General features: G+C 73.5%; 14 protein-coding genes, 1 tRNA gene and 1 other RNA gene. 7 read left to right on the forward strand and 9 right to left on the reverse strand.

Annotated elements, in window-relative coordinates; translation table 11 throughout:
- Positions 1-94: 94 nt before the first annotated feature.
- From tadA to ABZT74_RS02050, 3 genes are all read right to left on the reverse strand, one after another.
- Positions 95-526 (reverse strand): tRNA adenosine(34) deaminase TadA, encoded by a 432-nt coding sequence (gene tadA, locus ABZT74_RS02040; protein WP_355872116.1) that lies wholly within the window; start codon positions 524-526, stop codon positions 95-97.
- 408 nt (positions 527-934) lie between these two features.
- Positions 935-1,477 carry a hypothetical protein gene (locus tag ABZT74_RS02045; protein ID WP_355872113.1) on the reverse strand — a complete coding sequence of 181 codons (543 nt, stop codon included), beginning with the start codon at positions 1,475-1,477 and terminating at the stop codon, positions 935-937.
- Between the two features lie 436 nt (positions 1,478-1,913).
- Positions 1,914-2,096: a hypothetical protein gene (locus ABZT74_RS02050; RefSeq protein WP_351426420.1), complete on the reverse strand. Its 183-nt coding sequence runs from the start codon at positions 2,094-2,096 to the stop codon at positions 1,914-1,916.
- A 138-nt stretch (positions 2,097-2,234) separates the two neighbouring features.
- Between ABZT74_RS02050 and upp the strand changes: the two genes are divergently transcribed.
- Positions 2,235-2,870 carry a uracil phosphoribosyltransferase gene (gene upp / locus ABZT74_RS02055; RefSeq protein ID WP_355871842.1) on the forward strand — a complete coding sequence of 212 codons (636 nt, stop codon included), beginning with the start codon at positions 2,235-2,237 and terminating at the stop codon, positions 2,868-2,870.
- Between the two features lie 78 nt (positions 2,871-2,948).
- Here the strand turns inward: upp and ABZT74_RS02060 are convergent, their stop codons facing one another.
- Both ABZT74_RS02060 and ABZT74_RS02065 read right to left on the reverse strand, forming a co-directional pair.
- Positions 2,949-3,602, reverse strand: a complete 654-nt coding sequence (locus ABZT74_RS02060; protein ID WP_355871839.1) for a LytR C-terminal domain-containing protein — start codon at positions 3,600-3,602, stop codon at positions 2,949-2,951.
- 90 nt (positions 3,603-3,692) lie between these two features.
- Complete coding sequence (locus ABZT74_RS02065) at positions 3,693-3,989, reverse strand: type II toxin-antitoxin system VapB family antitoxin (protein WP_003999914.1); 297 nt, start codon at positions 3,987-3,989, stop codon at positions 3,693-3,695.
- Positions 3,990-4,094: 105 nt separating this feature from the next.
- On the opposite strand from ABZT74_RS02065, the gene ABZT74_RS02070 reads away from it, so the two are divergent.
- Positions 4,095-5,726: a helicase HerA-like domain-containing protein gene (locus tag ABZT74_RS02070; RefSeq protein ID WP_356432973.1), complete on the forward strand. Its 1,632-nt coding sequence runs from the start codon at positions 4,095-4,097 to the stop codon at positions 5,724-5,726.
- 86 nt (positions 5,727-5,812) lie between these two features.
- On the opposite strand, the gene ABZT74_RS02075 is transcribed toward ABZT74_RS02070, so the two are convergent.
- The 3 genes from ABZT74_RS02075 to ABZT74_RS02085 form a co-directional block, all read right to left on the reverse strand.
- Positions 5,813-5,962 carry a hypothetical protein gene (locus ABZT74_RS02075; protein ID WP_356169409.1) on the reverse strand — a complete coding sequence of 50 codons (150 nt, stop codon included), beginning with the start codon at positions 5,960-5,962 and terminating at the stop codon, positions 5,813-5,815.
- A gap of 117 nt (positions 5,963-6,079) precedes the next feature.
- Entirely contained in the window at positions 6,080-6,499 is a 420-nt protein-coding gene (locus ABZT74_RS02080; RefSeq protein ID WP_356169411.1) for a hypothetical protein, read from the reverse strand.
- Between the two features lie 384 nt (positions 6,500-6,883).
- Positions 6,884-7,477 carry an HhH-GPD-type base excision DNA repair protein gene (locus ABZT74_RS02085; protein ID WP_355871827.1) on the reverse strand — a complete coding sequence of 198 codons (594 nt, stop codon included), beginning with the start codon at positions 7,475-7,477 and terminating at the stop codon, positions 6,884-6,886.
- A gap of 134 nt (positions 7,478-7,611) precedes the next feature.
- On the opposite strand from ABZT74_RS02085, the gene ABZT74_RS02090 reads away from it, so the two are divergent.
- The 3 genes from ABZT74_RS02090 (at position 7,612) to ABZT74_RS02100 (ending at position 12,298) form a co-directional block, all read left to right on the forward strand.
- Positions 7,612-9,675, forward strand: coding sequence for a penicillin acylase family protein (locus ABZT74_RS02090; protein WP_356432975.1), 2,064 nt, complete (start codon positions 7,612-7,614; stop codon positions 9,673-9,675).
- On the forward strand, positions 9,662-10,327 hold the full coding sequence (locus ABZT74_RS02095) for a GNAT family N-acetyltransferase (RefSeq protein WP_356432978.1): 666 nt from the start codon (positions 9,662-9,664) through the stop codon (positions 10,325-10,327). The genes ABZT74_RS02090 and ABZT74_RS02095 overlap by 14 nt, the downstream gene beginning before the upstream one ends.
- 132 nt (positions 10,328-10,459) lie before the next feature.
- Complete coding sequence (locus ABZT74_RS02100) at positions 10,460-12,298, forward strand: copper resistance protein CopC (RefSeq protein WP_356433039.1); 1,839 nt, start codon at positions 10,460-10,462, stop codon at positions 12,296-12,298.
- Between the two features lie 165 nt (positions 12,299-12,463).
- Here the strand turns inward: ABZT74_RS02100 and ABZT74_RS02105 are convergent.
- A tRNA-Ser gene (locus tag ABZT74_RS02105) sits at positions 12,464-12,551 on the reverse strand.
- 71 nt (positions 12,552-12,622) lie between these two features.
- Between ABZT74_RS02105 and ffs the strand changes: the two genes are divergently transcribed.
- Both ffs and ABZT74_RS02115 read left to right on the forward strand, forming a co-directional pair.
- Positions 12,623-12,721, forward strand: an RNA gene (gene ffs / locus ABZT74_RS02110) — signal recognition particle sRNA small type.
- A 142-nt stretch (positions 12,722-12,863) separates the two neighbouring features.
- Complete coding sequence (locus tag ABZT74_RS02115) at positions 12,864-15,191, forward strand: DNA polymerase III subunit gamma and tau (RefSeq protein ID WP_356432980.1); 2,328 nt, start codon at positions 12,864-12,866, stop codon at positions 15,189-15,191.
- Positions 15,192-15,278 lie beyond the last annotated feature (87 nt).

Genomic DNA, 15,278 nt, shown 5'->3' on the forward strand with positions numbered 1-15,278 from the left:
AAGACCCTACCCCAAGGGGGGCCATGGTCTGAAATCCGTTTCGGGACCCCGGAACTTCCGCGTGGGACACGGGCCGACGAGCCCCCGGCCGCGGTCAGCGGTCGCGGAAGAAGTCGGTGAGCAGCGCGGCGCACTCCCCGGCGAGGACGCCCTCGACGACCTCGGGCCGGTGGTTCAGCCGCCGGTCCCGGACCACGTCCCAGACGGAGCCGGTGGCGCCCGCCTTCTCGTCGCGGGCGCCGTAGACCACCCGCTCGACCCGGGACTGCACGAGCGCGCCCGCGCACATCGTGCAGGGCTCCAGGGTGACGACGAGCGTGCAGCCGGTCAGCCGCCACTCGCCGAGCCGTGCGGCGGCCCTGCGCAGCGCGAGGACCTCGGCGTGCGCCGTCGGGTCGCCGGTGGCCTCGCGTTCGTTGTGCCCGGCCGCCAGCACGGTCGTCCCGTCCGGGGCCAGCACGACGGCACCGACGGGAACGTCCCCGTCCCGGACGGCCAGCCGCGCCTCGTCCAGAGCGAGCCGCATCGGGTCCCGCCAGGGGTCGCGTACGGGATCGGGCCGGGGTGCCTGATGGGGGGTGCTCACCCCGGGAACCTAGCGGAACCCCGCCGGGCCGAGGTGCGCGGACGGGCCCGAGGGCACCGTCGGGGCCGCGAGGGCAGGTGCGGCTCCGGAGCGCGCGGCACCGAGTGAGCGGGCAGGCCCAGGTGGCCGGCCCCGCCCGGAGCCGGGCCGCGGATTCCGCGTGAGGCGGGGGCCGGTCCACCGGCGGTGGCGTCGTCCCGCCGCGGTGCGGACAGGACTGCGGAGCCGGCCGCGTGGTGCGGGCCGGCCCGGCGACGTCCGTCGTTGCTGATGTCGTGCCGCGTCGTTCGGTCCGGGGAGCGGGGGCCTGGCTCGCCGGTACAGAGGGGCTGCCCGCCGTCCCGGGGCCTAGCGGACGGTCTCCAGGATCTCGGCCGCCCCCAGCGACTCGGCGATCGTGCTGAGCGCCTCGCCTTCGTCCAGGGCGAGCAGTTCCCTCTCGCTCACGCCGAGGTCCGCGAGGATGTAGCGGTCCCCTACGGGGCTGTGTGACACGGCGTCGCCGGACACACTCCCCTCTTCTTCCTCCTCGTCGTCCTCGGAGTCCGCGGGCTCACCGTCCTCCGTGCCGTCCAGGTCGAGGGCGTCCAGGTCGGCGTCGTCGCCGCCCGGTTCCCGGCCCAGCACTTCGTCCGTGAGCAGGATCTCGCCGTACGAACTGCGGGCGGCGGCGGCGGCGTCCGACACGTAGATGCGAGGGTCCTCCTCGCCGTCCACGCGGACGACGCCGAACCACGCGTCCTCCTGCTCGATGAGCAGCAGGACCGTGTCCTCGTCCGAGACTTCACGGGCCAGGTCGGTCAGATCCGACAGGGTTTCCACATCGTCGAGCTCTGTGTCGCTCGCTTTCCACCCGTCTTCGGTGCGCGCGAGCAGTGCGGCGAAGTACACCGTGACTCTCCCACTGGTCATAGGTGTGCCGGTTGGGATTCCCCCCGGCGGAGGCTGTGGGCGGGGAGTGTTGCGCTGAGCCCCGCCCACTCGGAATCGTGGCAGAAACAGAGCGATCAGGGGACGTCTTCGGCCTGCTGTGTCTGCCTCTTTTGATCGCTAACAGCGGATCGTACGCGGATGCCCCCGCCGCGCAGGCACCTCCCGGCCCGACACGTCGGCGTGCCGCGGACGTGGCGCGGGGTGTGATGCGGCCCGCGCGGCGGGCGCGTCGCGGGCGCTGACGTGCGCCGTGATCCGGGCTTCGCCCTGGGCGAGTTGGCGACGGCCGCGCGGTCGCGGCGCCGGCCCGGTGCGGGCGCGTCGCCCCGGCGCCGCGCGGTGTCGTTCCCGTCGGCGGGGCGGGCACGCGGGTCCGCCCCGCCGTGCGGGCGGTCTACCAGCGGAACGTGCGCATACGCATGGCGTGGCGCAGGCGGGCAGTCTTGGCCCGGCGGGGCTGGACGCGGTCGCGCAGCTCGCGCGCCTCGGCCAGGTCGCGCAGGAACTGGGCCCGTCGCCTCCGGCGCTCGGCGTCGCTCTCCTGCCGCTCGGAGGTCTCCTCTTCCGGGTTCCGCATTGGCACACCACCCCAGGTCCGTCCCTCCCACCTTCCCTCCGATGGTCGGTTTGATGCCAGCGGACGGGTGACCCGGCGGGCCGGGGCGTGCCGGACGGGGCAGTGGCGGGCGCACGGGGCCCGGCTACTGTTGTGGACATGCGTCTCCACGTCGTCGACCACCCTCTGGTCGCCCATAAGCTCACCACCCTGCGCGACCGGCGCACCGACTCCGCGACCTTCCGGCGGCTCGCCGACGAGCTGGTCACCCTGCTCGCCTACGAGGCCACCCGTGACGTGCGGACGGAGCAGGTCGACATCGTGACCCCGGTCTCCCCGACCACGGGCGTCAAGCTCTCCTACCCCCGCCCCCTCGTCGTGCCGATCCTGCGCGCCGGCCTCGGCATGCTCGACGGCATGGTCCGGCTGCTGCCGACCGCGGAGGTGGGCTTCCTGGGCATGGTGCGCGACGAGGAGACGCTTCAGGCCTCCACGTACGCCACCCGTATGCCGGACGACCTCTCGGGCCGGCAGGTGTACGTCCTCGACCCGATGCTGGCCACCGGCGGCACCCTGGTCGCGGCGATCCAGGAGCTGATCAAGCGCGGCGCCGACGATGTCACCGCCGTCGTCCTGCTGGCCGCGCCGGAGGGCGTCGAGGTGATGGAGCGGGACCTGGCGGGCACGCCGGTCACCGTCGTGACGGCCTCGATCGACGAGCGCCTGAACGAGCACGGCTACATCGTGCCGGGCCTCGGCGACGCGGGCGACCGGATGTACGGCGCGGCTGAGTAACCACGGAACGGACGGCTCTTCGGAAGCGGGCTCCGCGGAACGGGTGTTCGGCGGAGCCCGGGGTTTCGTTCCGAGGAGTCAGCAGCTCTTCTTGGTGGAGGGCGTCGGCACGGGCTGGGCCAGCACGGTCAGCGCCTTGTCGGCGTCCTCCTTCTTCGTGAGCGTCTTGAAGCCGTTGCCGATGATGAGGTCGACGGTGGTCGGCTGCGAACGGCCGTCGGTCTTCAGCTGGGCGCCGGAGAGCTGGGTGTTGAGGACGGGGAGTGCGGCCCGGTCGGCGTCCTTGCCGCCGAGCAGCAGACCGGCGCCCTCGACCTTCTTGTCGTAGGCGGCCGTCGCGTTGCCCACGTCGCCGATCTTGAAGCCGCGTTTCTTCAGCTCGTCCGCGGTCTGCTTGGCGAGCCCGCTGCGGGGCGTCGCGTTGAAAACGTTCACGGTGATCTGCCCCGGCTTCGGAAGAGTGCCCGCGACCGCGGCCGCCGCGGAGGCTTTCGCCGCGGGGGAGGCCTTGGACCCGCAGTCCGCCTTCGTACCCGCGGCGCTGGCCTTGCCGCCACCGGTGAAGACGTCGATGAGCTGCAGGGTTCCCCACCCGATCAGCCCGAGTGCGGCGACGGAGGCGACGACCAGGAACGCGAGCCTGCGGCGCCCCCGGGGTCGGCGCATCCGCGGGTACTTGTCCCCCGTGATCCGGTACTGGCCACCCATGCCAGGGGGAGTGAGCATGCTCATGGGCGCAGCGTAGTGCGCCCGGACGGCGATGCCTACTAAATGATCATTGCTCGGCGCTCAGTTCAACCCATTGGGGTCAAGCCGTGGCCATTAGTCCAGTTCAAGGACGCGCGCGTGCAGCACCTGGCGCTGTTGGAGCGCGGCGCGGACGGCGCGGTGCAGGCCGTCCTCCAGGTACAGATCGCCCTGCCACTTGACGACGTGGGCGAAGAGGTCGCCGTAGAAGGTGGAGTCCTCGGCGAGGAGGGTCTCCAGGTCCAGCTGGCCCTTGGTCGTCACGAGCTGATCGAGGCGGACCGGGCGCGGCGCGACGTCCGCCCACTGCCGGGTGCTTTCCCGGCCGTGGTCGGGGTACGGCCGGCCGTTTCCGATGCGCTTGAAGATCACACGGAAAGCCTACCGGTCAAGACGTTCCGGGCGCAGCCACGGCGACGGAGTGCGACGCTGGAAATGCCGCCGCAAAGCAGTGCAAATCGGGAACAGAGGTCTGATATGAGTGACAGCGAGACCGTGCCGTCGGCTGCCGCTGGGGCCGGTCCCGAGGGGCCCGGCGGCGCCCCCGCTCTCCCGCGGGAGGCCCTGGAGATCGCCGCCGGCTACGCCTTCGCCGGACCGGCCCTCGACCTCGGCGCGCTGCTCTGGGACGGCGCCTGTCTGCCCGACGCGCAGATCCGCGTGCCGCTGCCGATGCTCAACCGGCACGGTCTTGTCGCGGGCGCCACCGGCACCGGCAAGACCAAGACGCTCCAGCTCATCGCCGAACAGCTGTCGGCGCAGGGCGTCCCCGTGTTCCTCGCCGACGTCAAGGGCGACGTCTCCGGGATCTCGGCGCCGGGCGAGCCCGGGGACAAGGTCCGGGAACGGGCCGGGGAGGTCCACCAGGAGTGGACGCCGGGCGGCTGCCCCGCGGAGTTCTACGCGCTCGGCGGCCTCGGCCACGGCATCCCCGTCCGCGCCACGGTCACCAGCTTCGGTCCCGTCCTGCTCTCCAAGGTGCTCGGGCTCAACCAGACCCAGGAGCAGTCGCTCGGCCTGATCTTCCACTACGCCGACCAGAAGGGCCTGGAGCTCGTCGACCTCAAGGACCTGCGCGCGGTCGTCACCTTCCTGACCTCGGACGAGGGCAAGCAGGAGCTGAAGGGGATCGGGGGTCTCTCCACCGCCACGGCGGGCGTCATCCTGCGCTCCCTCACCGCCTTCGAGGCGCAGGGCATGAGCCCTTTCTTCGGGGAGCCGGAGTTCGACACGAGCGAACTGACGCGGACCGCGCAGGACGGCCGGGGCGTGGTGTCGGTCCTCGAACTGCCCGCCGTGCAGGACAAGCCGCAGCTCTTCTCGACCTTCCTCATGTGGCTGCTCGCCGACCTCTTCCACGACCTTCCGGAGGTCGGAGACTCGGACAGGCCGAAGCTCGTCTTCTTCTTCGACGAGGCCCATCTGCTCTTCAACGACGCCTCCAAGGCGTTCCTCGACTCCATCACGCAGACCGTCCGGCTGATTCGCTCGAAAGGGGTCGGCGTCTTCTTCGTGACGCAGACGCCCAAGGACGTACCCGGTGACGTCCTCGCCCAGCTCGGCAACCGCGTCCAGCACGCGCTGCGCGCCTACACGCCGGACGACCAGAAGGCGCTGAAGGCGACGGTGAAGACGTTCCCCAACTCTCCGTACGACCTCGAAGAGGTGCTCACCGGCCTCGGTACCGGCGAGGCCGTCGTCACCGTGCTGAGCGAGAAGGGCGCCCCGACCCCGGTCGCCGTGACCCGCCTGAGGGCGCCGCAGTCCCTGATGGGGCCGGTGGCGCCGGACGCGCTCGACCGGGCGGTGCTCGCTTCGCCGCTGCACGGGCGGTACGCGCAGGCGGTGGACCGCGAGTCGGCCTACGAGAAGCTCACGGCGCGGGCCGAGGGTGGCGGGGCGGCCGGTTCCGCCGGGCGGGACGGGCAGGACGCTCCGCGGGCCGAGCGGTCCGGCGGCGGCCGGAGCCGAGCCCCGAAGGAGGAGGCCTCCGTCGTCGAGCAGGTCGTCGGCAGCGGGATGTTCAAGTCCCTGGCGCGGTCGGTGGGCACCCAGATCGGACGGGAGATCACCCGGTCGCTCTTCGGGACGGCGCGCAGGCGGCGCTAGCGCGCGGCGGGTGATGCGGGGCGGGTGATGTGCGGCGCCACGGCGCCGGAGGCGGCCGTCCCGGACGGGGCGGCCGCCTCCTCTCGTCAGGCGCGCGGGGTGTCCGGGGACGAGCCCGGGCGCTGTTCGTCCGGGTCGGGGCGCGGCAGGGGGCGCGGATTCGGCTCGGGGGCGTTGTCGCGGGCGGCTTCCGCGCGCAGAAGAGCGCGCAGGACCGCGTACGGGTCCGTGGGCATGGGGGGTCCTGTCCTGTTCCTCGGTTCAGGGACGGCGGTGTGCCGGGACGGCGGTACGCCGTGATGCCGGGAGGCGGGAGTGCCTGGGTTCGCAGGTGACAGACCCGGCCGGGTCTGTCAGCAGCGCAGGACCACGCAGCGGAGCGTGTGCGGGGCGGGCGAGGGGACGGTCGAGGGCCCGGTGGGCACGGCTGCCCGCGCGGTGCGGGGGTCTCGTCCCGAGTGGTTCGCGGCGGCCGGGCGCGGGGGTGAGAGGGGCCGGTGCGCCTGACGGTGCGGCGGACGGAGCGCCGTGTCGAGCGGGTCGTGCTCCGGGATGCCCTCGGCGCCGCCGGAGACGGCGGCGACGGACGCCATCGGGGCGGTGAACGCCTCCGGGTGCGGGCCCGTCGCGAGCAGCGCGACGACGAGCAGGACGAGGATCCGGAGAACCCTGTTCCGGGATCCTCCGCGCGCCTTCGCGCGAGCCCCTCCCCGCACTCGCCCGCGGCGGCGCAGCGGGTGCGGGCGGCGCGGGGTGGGGCTCATGAGCGTCATGTCCCCACGGGAGGCGGGGAGCTCACCGGGTCGGCGCCGAGATGCACCCGGTCGGCGTACTCCTCAGGCGGAACGGGGGACCACCCGGGCACCGGAGCGGCTGCGGAACGCGGCGATGATCTCGGCGATGCCGACCACCGTCAGGACGGCGACGGACTCGAACGGCGACACGATCAGCACGAAGCCCGTGCTGTGAACGGGCGGGGCGGGGAGGCAGCCGGGTGATCCGAACGGGTTCCGTCCGGCACGGCCCGTCCCCCCGGACGCCGGGTGCGGCAGTTCAAGCCCCTCCGGCGTTCGAGGAGCGGGGTCCGGGGCGGAGCCCCGGGTACGGGCCCGCACCCCCGCCGGGTGAGAGGGAGCCCCGGTTCACCGGAGCCCGGGCTACTTGCCGGAGGCCTTCTCGGCCTTCGCCGCGGCCTTCATCTCCTGCTTGTGCGCCCGCACCTTCGTCAGGGACTCCGGCCCGGTGATGTCGGCGACGGAGCGGAACGCGTCGGGTTCGCCGTAGGGGCCCGCCGCCTCCCGCCACCCCGTGGGCCGCACCCCGAGCTGCTTGCCGAGCAGGGCCAGGAAGATCTGCGCCTTCTGGGGACCGAAGCCGGGGAGGTCCTTGAGGCGGCGGAGCAGCTCCGCGCCGGTGCCGGCGTCCTTCCAGACGGCGGAGGCGTCCCCGTCGTAGTGCTCGACGAGGTACTGGCACAGCTGGTGGATCCGCTTGCCCATGGAACCGGGATACCGGTGCACGGCCGGCTTGGCGGAGAGCAGCGCGGCGAACTTCTCCGGGTCGTACGACGCGATCTCCTGCGCGTCGAGATCGTCCGACCCCATGCGCTGGGCGATCGTGTACGGCCCCGCGAAGGCCCACTCCATCGGCACCTGCTGGTCCAGCAGCATGCCGATCAGGGCGGCGAGGGGGCTGCGGCCGAGGAGCTCGTCGGCTTCGGGCTGCTGGGCGAGGTGAAGAGTGACGTCCATGGACCGATGATCCCGCGTGCGGGGACGGGACGCTTGGCCGTGGCCGCCCGGGTCCACAGGGTCGGCACCGGGCACGTACGATCTCGGAGCATGCGAGTTAGGTGAGCCTAACCTGAGAAGAGCGGGGACGGATCGTGACAGCCGAGATCTACCGTGACGCCTGGGGCATCCCGCACCTGCGTGCCGAGAGCGCGCAGGAACTGGCGCACGCCCAGGGACGCGTCACGGCCGTGGACCGGGCCTGGCAGCTGGAGGTCGAACGGCACCGCTCGCAGGGCACCTCGGCCTCGTTCCTCGGCGCGGAGGCAGTGGGCTGGGACCGGTTCGCCCGGCAGGCCCGGCTCGACGACACGGCCCGGCGCTGCTTCGCGGCCCTGGAGGACCGGGACCCCGAGACCGCCGCGTGGATCGTCGCGTACGTCGACGGGGTCAACGCCGGACTGGCGGAAGGCGCCCGGCGCGCACCCGAGTTCGCCGCGACCGGGCTCGCCCCGGGCCGCTGGGAACCGTGGAGCCCGCTCGGGGTCTGGCTCGGCACGCACATCCTCTTCGCCGGGTTCCCCGCGAAGCTGTGGCGCGAGGAGGTCGTACGGCGGCTCGGCGCGGACGCGGTGGGCCTGTTCGCCATGGACGGCCCCGGCACGGCCGGCAGCAACGGATGGCTCGTGAGCGGCGAGCGCACCGTCACCGGGCAGCCGGTCGTCGCCGGAGACCCGCACCGCTACATCGAGGACCCCGGCGTCTACCAGCAGATACGGCTGGCCTGCCCGGAGTTCGACGTCGTCGGCATCGCGGTCCCCGGCGTCCCGGGCATCGCCCACTTCGCCCACACCGGCACCGTCGCCTGGGCCATCACGAACGCGATGGCCGACTACCAGGACCTCTACCGTGAGCGCCTGCGGAGCGCGGCCGGCGGGATGGTCGAGGCACTCGACCCCGACGGCGTGTGGCGGACCGCCGCCCGGCACGTGGAGCGCGTGGAGGTGGCCGGGGGCGCGCCGGTCGACGTCGAGGTCGTCGAGACCGCGCGCGGACCGGTGGTGATCGGGGACGCCGGTGCCGGGGAGGGCGTCAGCCTCCGCTGTCCGCCGCGCGTCACCCACGACCTCGGCTTCGGCACGCTGCTGCCGCTGCTGCGGGCCCGCCGGGTCGCCGACGTGGACCGGGCCTTCGACACCTGGGCCGAGCCGGTGAACGTCGTGCAGGCCGCCGACACCGAGGGCGGGCTGCTGCACCGCGTCGCGGGCCGCGTCCCGCTCCGCGCCACGGACAACCGGGTGCGGATCGTGCCCGCCTGGGAGCCCGGGCACGAGTGGACCGGCTGGCACACGATGCCGTACGGCTCCGTCGAGGACGGCGTCGCCGTGATGGCGAACCAGCGCGGTCCCGCGGCCCCGCTCGGCATCGAGTTCGCCCCGCCGCACCGTGCCACGCGCATCCGGCAACTCCTCGACAACGGCCGCAAGTTGGCTGCCACGGACATGCCGGCCCTGCATATGGACACCCATCTCGCCTCCGCCGGGCCCCTGTTGGACCGACTCGCCGGCCTCGACCTGTCCGGGCCCGCCGCCGTGCTGCGGGACCGACTCCTGCGCTGGGACCGGCATATGGACGCCGGCAGCGCCGCGGCGGCGGCGTACGCGGAGCTGCGGAGCGCGGTCGTACGACGGCTCGTCGCCCACCCGGCGCTCGCCGTTCTGGCCGACCCGCCCGGCTACCCGGACGTCTTCCTGCCCTGGCTCGCCCTCACCCCCCGCATCGGCCTCGCCCTCGAGAACCTGCTGACCGCAAGGGAGTTGTACGGCATCGACCGCGACACCGTCGTCCGCGAGGCCGTCGAGGAGGTGGCCGCCCGGCCCACCGCCCGCACCTGGGGCGACACCCACCGCCTCGCCCCCTGGCGCGCGCTCACCGACACCTCGTACGACGAACCCGCGCTCTCCGGCGACAACGACTGCGTGCTGTGCACGTCGTCGGTGCCCGGGATCACCGACCTCAGCGCGCGCGGACCCGCCGCCCGCTACGTCTGGGACCTCGCCGACCGGAACGCCAGCCTCTGGGTGGTGCCCTTCGGCGCCGACGGCGTTCCCGGCACCGACCACCACCGAGATCAACTCGCGCTGTGGCTCGCCGGGGAACTCGCTCCGGTGACCACCGACTGGAAGACGCTGACGAAGGAGAACGATGACGGCCACTGACACGACGGACACCGGAGCCACGACCACCGAGCCGTACGCCGCCGGCCGCGCCGCCGTGCACGAGCAGCCGGTCGACGGCTTCGGCACGGTCCGGGTGCTGCCCGTGGACCCGCGTGCCGACCTCGACGTCGTCCACACCTGGGTGAGCGCCGAGCGCGCCGCCTACTGGGGCATGACCGGGTTCACGAGGCGGCAGGTCCTGGAGACCTTCCTGCACCTCGACTCGCTCGACACCCACCACGCCTTCCTCGCCCTCAAGGACGGCGTGCCCGCCGCGCTCTTCCAGACCTACGAGCCCGAGGCCGACCGCGTCAGCGAGTGCTACCGGGTCGAGCCCGGCGACATCGGCATCCACCTGCTGATCGGCCCGCCGGCCCCCGGGAGCGGTGCTCTGCCGGGCTGGTCGGCCGCGCTGCTGGGCGCGTTCACGGCGTACGCCCTCACCGGCCTCGACCGGCGGCGCGTGGTCGTCGAACCCGACGCCCGCAACACCCGGGCCGTCGAACGGCTGACCCGGCAGGGCTTCGTCCACGCCGGGGACATCGTGCTCCCCGAGATCGACCTGCCCGAGGTCCACCTGCCCGAGAAGCACGCCCGCCTCCTCTTCCTGACCCGCGAGTCCTTCGAGGAGGGTTCACCCACGGCCGGGTGAGCAGGACGCCGTCCGGGTCCGTACGTAACCGAGACTCTGCCCATGCGAATACGGAGACGGCGTGTGAACGGAAGCGGGCGGCGAAACCGGCGGCGCGGAGCCCGGGCCCTGGCCCTGCTGGGCGGCGTCCTGATGCTGGTCCTCTTCACGGGTGTGAGCGGCGCGTCCGCGCACGCCGCGCTGACCGGCACGGACCCGCAGGACGGCAGCGTGCTGAAGTCGGCGCCCCGCCGGGTGACCCTGACGTTCAGTGAGTCCATCGGGCTGCTCGACGACTCCTTCCGCGTCCTCACCCCCGAGAACCGGCGCGTCCACAGCGGTGCGCCGAGCCATGCGGACGGGCGCTCCGACACCGCGAGCGTCACGCTGCCCCGCGGCCTCGGGACCGGCACGTTCACCGTGGCCTGGCGGGTCGTCTCGGCGGACAGCCACCCCGTCTCGGGCGCCTTCACCTTCTCCATCGGCAAACCCTCCGCGACCGCCGCGCCGCTGCCCTCCGCCGCCGCGGGCGACCCCGCCTCCGCCGCCCTGTACGACATCGCCCGCTACGCCGCCTACAGCGGCCTCGCCCTGCTCATCGGTACGGCGACCTTCGTCCTCGCGTGCGGCTACCGCGGTTCCGTCCGCCGTCTGCTGCTCACCGGCTGGTGGACCCTCCTCGGCTCGACCCTCGCACTGCTCCTGCTGCGCGGCCCCTACGAGCGCGGCACGGGACTCGGCGACGCCTTCGACCCGGTGATCCTGAGCGACACCCTGACGAGCCGGCCCGGCATCGTGCTGGTGGCGCGCCTCGCGCTGCTCGCCGCCGCCGCCTTCGTCCCGCTGCGAGCGCCGCTGCGGGACCGGACGCCGGGCCGCGCCGTCCTCGTGCTCGGCGGACTCCTCGCCCTCGGCCTCGCGGTCACCTGGGCCGCCGCCGAGCACGCCTCCGCCGGCATCCAGGTCCCGGTGGCGATGGTCTCCTCCATGCTGCACCTGCTCGCCATGGCGGTCTGGCTCGGCGGTCTGACCGCCCTGCTGACCGCGCTCCACCGCCCGGCGGAGCCGGTCTCCCCGGCCGTCGTCACCCGCTTCTCCCGGCTCGCCCTCGCCTCGGTCGCCGTCCTCGCCGTCACGGGCGTCTACCAGTCCTGGCGCGGCCTCGGCTCCTGGGACGCGCTGACCTCGACGACGTACGGCCGTCTCCTGCTCGTGAAGCTCGGCGGCGTGGCACTGCTGCTCGCCGGCGCGGCGTTCTCGCGGCGCTGGACGGCACGGCTCGCGGCACCGCGCGCCGCGGTCACCGTTCCGGCCGGACGCGTACCGGTGGCGGTCCCGGCCGGCGGCCCCGGCGGAGCGCTGGAGGGGACGGACGGCCACGCGCAGGAAGAAGGGTCCGAGGCGGAAGGGGCGGAAGGAGCGGAAGGAGCGGAAGCGGCGGAGGACCGGCGCGACGGAGCGACGGAGGACGCCCACGACGGCGGGGCGGGCGGAGCGATCGACGCGGGACACCGCCAGGGTCTGTGGCGTTCGGTGCTCGCCGAGGTCACCGTCGGCATCCTGGTCCTGGTGATCACGACGATGCTGACCGGGACCCAGCCGGGACGCGCGGCCGAGGAGACCGCGGCCGCCACCGCGGCGGCCGACCGCCCGGCCTCGTCGACGACGACGGTCCCCTTCGACGTCGGCACTCCGGGCGGCCACGGCAAGGTCCAGGTCGAGCTGTCACCGGGCCGGGTGGGCGAGAACTCGGTGCAGGCCGTGATCTTCGGACCCGACGGCGGCATCGCGACCGTCCCCGAAGTGCGCATCACGTTCACCCTGGAATCCCAGAAGGTCGGCCCGATCGACGCGGAGATCACCGACAAGGGCGGCTACTGGACCTCCGACACCCTCACCCTGCCGCTCGCAGGCACCTGGACCATGAAGACCACGGTCCGCACCACCGACATCGACCAGGTCACGGTGGAGCGGAAGGTGCGCGTGAGCTGAATCACGGAGCGCGCCGTCCGGTCGCACGGCGGGAATCCGGGCACGGACCCCGGATTCCCCGGTTCCCGCAGCCCGTAAGCCCGTTGGAGGCTGTGCCGGGCGCCGACAACGAAGAAGGGCCCCACCTCGCGGTGGGGCCCTTCGACATCGTGCCCGGTGAGGCACTGGCGGAGGATACGAGATTCGAACTCGTGAGGGGTTGCCCCCAACACGCTTTCCAAGCGTGCGCCCTAGGCCACTAGGCGAATCCTCCGGGGCAAACAATACAAGACGTTGAGGAGTGCTCGCGAACTCGTTCCCCCCTCCAGGATCCTGTACTCTTTGCGGAGCCCCTCACGTGGCGCTATCTGACTGAACTCCCCCAGGGCCGGAAGGCAGCAAGGGTAGGTTGGCTCTGGCGGGTGCGTGGGGGGCGCTTACGTTTCCGGAACCGGCGTCCGGGCGGGCGCGCGGCGGGTGTTGATCCCCCGGGTGTGCCGCGCCGGCCGGGACCGAGTCCGGGGTCACGTCCGCGAAGAGCTCCGGACGGTCCTGCTTGTCAGTGGGCGCCTATAACCTCGTAGACGTGTCGTCTCTCGCGCTGTACCGCCGCTATCGCCCGGAGTCGTTCGCCGAGGTCATCGGGCAGGAGCATGTCACCGACCCGTTGCAGCAGGCGCTGCGGAACAACCGGGTCAATCACGCGTACCTGTTCAGCGGTCCGCGCGGATGCGGCAAGACGACCAGCGCGCGCATCCTGGCCCGCTGTCTGAACTGCGAGCAGGGTCCGACCCCGACGCCGTGCGGGGAGTGCCAGTCCTGCCGCGACCTCGCGCGCAACGGACCGGGCTCGATCGACGTCATCGAGATCGACGCCGCGTCGCACGGTGGTGTGGACGACGCCCGCGATCTGCGCGAGAAGGCCTTCTTCGGCCCCGCGAGCAGCCGGTACAAGATCTACATCATCGACGAGGCCCACATGGTCACGTCGGCCGGCTTCAACGCGCTCCTGAAGGTCGTCGAAGAGCCCCCGGAGCACCTCAAGTTCATCTTCGCCACGACCGAGCCCGAGAAGGTCATCGGGACGATCCGGTCGCGGACCCACCACTACCCGTTCCGGCTGGTGCCCCCGGGCACCCTGCGCGAGTACCTGGGCCAGGTCTGCGGCCAGGAGGGCATCCCCGTCGCGGACGGCGTGCTGCCCCTGGTCGTCCGGTCAGGCGCCGGTTCGGTGCGTGACTCCATGTCCGTGATGGACCAACTGCTCGCGGGCGCCGCCGACGACGGTGTGACGTACGCCATGGCGACCTCGCTCCTCGGGTACACGGACGGCTCGCTTCTCGACTCGGTCGTCGAGGCGTTCGCGGCGGGGGACGGCGCCGCCGCCTTCGAAGTCGTGGACCGCATCATCGAGGGCGGCAACGACCCGCGGCGGTTCGTCGCCGACCTGCTGGAGCGGCTGCGCGACCTGGTGATCCTCGCGGCGGTCCCGGACGCGGCGGAGAAGGGGCTCATCGACGCCCCGGTCGACGTCGTGGAGCGCATGCAGGCCCAGGCCGGGGTCTTCGGCGCCGCCGAGCTGAGCCGCGCCGCCGACCTCGTGAACGACGGGCTGACGGAGATGCGCGGAGCCACCTCGCCGCGCCTCCAGCTCGAACTGATCTGCGCGCGCGTGCTGCTGCCCGCCGCCTACGGGGACGAGCGGTCCGTCATGGCCCGCCTCGACCGCATCGAGCGCGGGGTGAACTTCTCCGGCGGCGGTGCGGCCCCGGCCATGGGGTACGTGCCCGGACCCGAGACGCACGGTGTGCCGCCGATGCACCAGGCCGCTCCGGCGGCGCCGCCGGCCGCGCCGGTGGTCCAGCCGGGCGGTGGCCCCGCGGCGGCCCGTGCCGCGGCGCGCGGAGCCGGACCCGGCGCGGACGCCGGATCCGTTCCCGCGGCCGCCCCCGAGGCCGCGGCGCCCGTCGCGCCGACGGCACCCCCCGCGTCCGTTCCGCAGCCGGCCCCGGCGGCGGCCCCCGCGCCGCCCGTCGCGCCGCCCGTCGCACCGGAGCAGCCCCCGGCCGGTCCCCCCGCGGGCGCCGCACCCGGTGCCTGGCCCACCGCGACGGCCGCCGGCAGTGGCAGGCGCCCCGGCGGCTGGCCCACGCCGGCAGCCGCGGGCGGCGGTCAGCCGCCGGCGCAGCCCGCCCAGGCCCCCGCCGCGAGCCCCGCTCCGCAGCAGACCGCGCCCCCGTCGCCCGCGCAGCACCCCGCACCCGCTCCCGCACCCGCGACGGGCGGCCCCGACCCCCGCACCCTCTGGCCGAACATCCTGGAGGCGGTGAAGAACCGCCGCCGCTTCACCTGGATCCTCCTCAGCCAGAACGCGCAGGTCACGGGCTTCGACGGCACGACCCTGCAGATCGGCTTCGTGAACGCCGGGGCCCGCGACAACTTCGCGAGCAGCGGCAGCGAGGACGTGCTGCGGCAGGCGCTGTCGGAGCAGTTCAACGTGCAGTGGAAGGTCGAGGCGATCGTCGACGCCTCGGGCGGCTCGGCCCCGCCCACCGCTCCGCCCGGAGGCGGCTACGGAGGCGGAGGCGGCGGCTACGGAGGCGGTGGCGGAAGCTACGGCGGTGGCGACGGCGGAGGAGGCGCGGGGTACGGCGGTGCTCCGTCCGGCCCACGCCCCGCGTCCCCGGCCGCGCAGCCGCCCTCCTCGCAGAGCGGCCCGTCGGGCGGGCACGGCCAGGGCGGGGGCTCGGCCGCGTCCACCCGGCCACCGGCTTCCGAACCGCCACCGGTCTCCCCCGAGGACGACACCCCGGAGGACGACGACCCCGACCTCGACGAGTCGGCACTCTCGGGCCACGACCTGATCGTCCGCGAGCTCGGCGCGACGGTCATGGAAGAGTTCTCGAACGACTGAGCGGCCGGACCGGGTGACGACACCCCGGGATCGCCCCCTCCTCGGAGGATCACACCAACCCCGTAGACCTCCGTCTTCGGAAGCCCC

The organism is Streptomyces sp. NPDC005302, assembly GCF_040607345.1.
Taxonomy (GTDB): domain Bacteria; phylum Actinomycetota; class Actinomycetes; order Streptomycetales; family Streptomycetaceae; genus Streptomyces.